Raw genomic sequence first — 2,753 nt, forward strand, 5'->3', positions numbered from 1 at the left:
ATTCCGGCTCTGCCTCCGAATCACGCTGCGGTATCGAAAGATTACAGTGCGTACCTGATAAGAGCACCAATCAACGGACTAGGGATTTCTTGGATTGCACCGTCGAAAGAAGCCCAACCTAACCAGACTTAGCCAGATTAACGAGCTAAGAGACCATGACCCAATAACTGATCATGGAGAAAAGCAAAGACAAGATGAAGATGTCGCTTCGCTCCGTTTTGATTAGTACCACATTGGGGCATTAGGCGTTTTTTACCTAGATTTTATCGGTGAACAATAACACCTAAACTCTCAACAAGCTGAAGCGCCTGCTCTCCATCCAACTTCACTCCATCTAAATTAATTCGCCTTGCATCAAGCTCGCCAAGCGCCCCACCCGTTAAATCACAACCAGTAAAATCAGCCAAAGACCAATCAAACGATGAAAACTCCCCACAAGAAAGATCGGAGCCACGAAACACGGCGCCAGTTATCACAGTGCCATTCCAGCGATTTTCCCACAGTTCGCACTTTTCTAATATGACTCTAGAAAAATTAGCGTAACTAAGATTTGTCTTGGTTATATAAGCACTACAAAACCATGACCTTGTAGTTATCATATTCATAAAATTAGCCCCTCGAAAATCAGCTCCTTGAGCTAAACACTCACTAATTTCAAGACCTAAGGCGCTAATGTTTTTAAAATTACTCATTGATAAATCGCAGCTTTTAAAGCTAGCGTTTTTTAGTTTGGCTCTATTAAAATCACACCCTTCCAAGCTATTCCTGTCGTAAAAACTACAATCAACAAATTCAGTATCAGTTAAATCAACCCCTGAAAAATCACAATTTGAAAAGGCAATATTTTTAACTCTATTCCCCGTAAATTGATCTCGTGAAAACTTTTCATTGATAAAGTGCTTTTCCATACATGCTACACCTGGTTATTTATACAGTGCAATCATTGTACATTAATTTGAACAACCTTAAACTCTAGCTAAAATTGATTCATACAATCCCTTTTATGTTAAACGGGCGAGTTAGTTTACTAAAACCGCCCATTCATCCGCATTAAAGCCCCTCAAAACGATTTTAAGACACGATCACCCTATCAAACACCCAAATCTACCCTGAAAGTTTAGAACGGTTTCTGTGCCGTTTGGCTTCGTTTTTAACATTATTTTATTAGCCACAAAAATTACCCCTTAACCTTCAAAATAATTATCTTCCCGTTTGACTCATAAACGGTGAACGGGCAGATAAAATTTTTATCTGTCTGTGAATCGTTGGACAAGCGCAGCGCGTCAGAAAAAGACTCGTAGAGGCTTCGGGGTATCAGGGGAAAGCCCCCTGAGTACGCGACGGTAATAAACGGTAAAAATGTCCCCATTTTGTCCCCGTTTGTGTATCGTCGCCCTCGTGCCTGTAATTTTGTATTTGGAGATATTTTTAACAAACCAATTAAAAACGCATAGGTAACACACCTTAGAGCCTTGTACGTCAACGTTTTTAGACAACGAGAAAAAAGGGGAATTAATGGCAGAGAGCAAAAAAACAACAACGGTGAGCTTTAGAATTGAAGATGATCTCAAAGATAAACTTCAAATCATTGCTGAACGAGAAAATAAAACTATCACCAACAAAGCACGTGAAATCCTCGCTGAATCACTCCATCTTTCACCGAGAAAAACGCTCACAGAACGTTTACAGGATGATGTCACCCGTATTGACCAAGAACTGCGCCACAACCTCCGAAAATGGAACTTAGAAGTCAATCATCAACTCAGCACGCTTAACGCCAGTCAAAAACTTCTGAATGATTTCAGTGAACAATACTCACATTTAAGGCAAGAACTGGATGATGAAAAAAAACGACATCAAAAAACACAACAAAAGCTGACTCGCTGGACGATAACCTTTTTCCTAACCGTTCTACTCAGTAATGCACTTATCATCACATTAATTTTATTTTTTAGGTGATCGGGATGGAAAAAAAAGAATTAGAGAGACTCGAAAAACATATCGCCGATGCTATCAGACAATCGGGGATCAAACCTGTAAGAGAATCGCTCAATAAAACTATTTTTTTACTGACCTTTGGTGGACTCAAAAGTATGCAAAAAGTGTTTGATGAAGCCTTTGATGAAATCACCGAAGCCAGAAAATACCGGTCATGGCAACGAATAACCGATTGTTTAAATGAGCAGACACCACATAATTTAAGCGTGCTCACGGTAAAAACGATGTACAAACGCGCCAAGAAAAAACGGGAAAATAATAAAACGGAGTGACCGAGTACCAATCAGCATCAGATGCACTTCCGCTTCCTCGATGAAAAATAAATTTTCATCTTGCGGCGAGCGTTGCGGATTTAAATATGACGGGATTTTTTTGTGATACTCCGAAAGGCACAGAGCCGAAATGATTGTGACATCACTTCGGCTCTGCTAATCTGATTCGGTGCATTCGTTGCTAAGATCAGACCTAGACAATCCAATCTTAGCAATGGGAAGCTAGCTTGTCACTACTTCCTTAAAACCATTCAAAGACATTAACTCAAATGCACCACTTGATTGACTCGGACTTAGCCCGGTCTCCGAAAGGATAAACAGGCAAATTGTGGTAGTAAAACGTACCGGAAAACGAAATTCCGGCTCTGCCTCCGAATCACGCTGCGGTATCGAAAGATTACAGTGCGTACCTGATAAGAGCACCAATCAACGGACTAGGGATTTCTTGGATTGCACCGTCGAAAGAAGCCCAACCTAACCAGA

Annotated in this window: 3 protein-coding genes; 2 read left to right on the forward strand and 1 reads right to left on the reverse strand. The window is 40.5% G+C overall.

What is annotated here, in order from left to right; genetic code table 11:
* Window positions 1-263 precede the first annotated feature (263 nt).
* The gene (locus FTV31_RS16140; protein ID WP_012634451.1) at window positions 264-908 is read right to left on the reverse strand and encodes a quinolone resistance pentapeptide repeat protein QnrD1; all 645 of its coding nucleotides are present in this window, start codon (window positions 906-908) and stop codon (window positions 264-266) included.
* A gap of 607 nt (window positions 909-1,515) precedes the next feature.
* Here FTV31_RS16140 and FTV31_RS16145 point away from each other — a divergent pair.
* A complete protein-coding gene (locus tag FTV31_RS16145; protein WP_179997535.1) occupies window positions 1,516-1,959 on the forward strand; it encodes a hypothetical protein in 444 nt (147 codons plus the stop codon).
* Between the two features lie 5 nt (window positions 1,960-1,964).
* On the forward strand, window positions 1,965-2,270 hold the full coding sequence (locus FTV31_RS16150) for a hypothetical protein (protein WP_180015679.1): 306 nt from the start codon (window positions 1,965-1,967) through the stop codon (window positions 2,268-2,270).
* The last annotated feature ends 483 nt before the right edge of the window (window positions 2,271-2,753 follow it).

Origin of the sequence: Acinetobacter sp. YH16031 (assembly GCF_013417335.1) — a bacterium.
Classification (GTDB): domain Bacteria; phylum Pseudomonadota; class Gammaproteobacteria; order Pseudomonadales; family Moraxellaceae; genus Acinetobacter.

Coding starts and splice junctions, on each gene's coding strand:
- FTV31_RS16140 (WP_012634451.1), bottom strand. CDS start 908: ATGGAAAAGCACTTTATCAATGAAAAGTTTTCACGAGATCAATTTACG.
- FTV31_RS16145 (WP_179997535.1), top strand. CDS start 1,516: ATGGCAGAGAGCAAAAAAACAACAACGGTGAGCTTTAGAATTGAAGAT.
- FTV31_RS16150 (WP_180015679.1), top strand. CDS start 1,965: ATGGAAAAAAAAGAATTAGAGAGACTCGAAAAACATATCGCCGATGCT.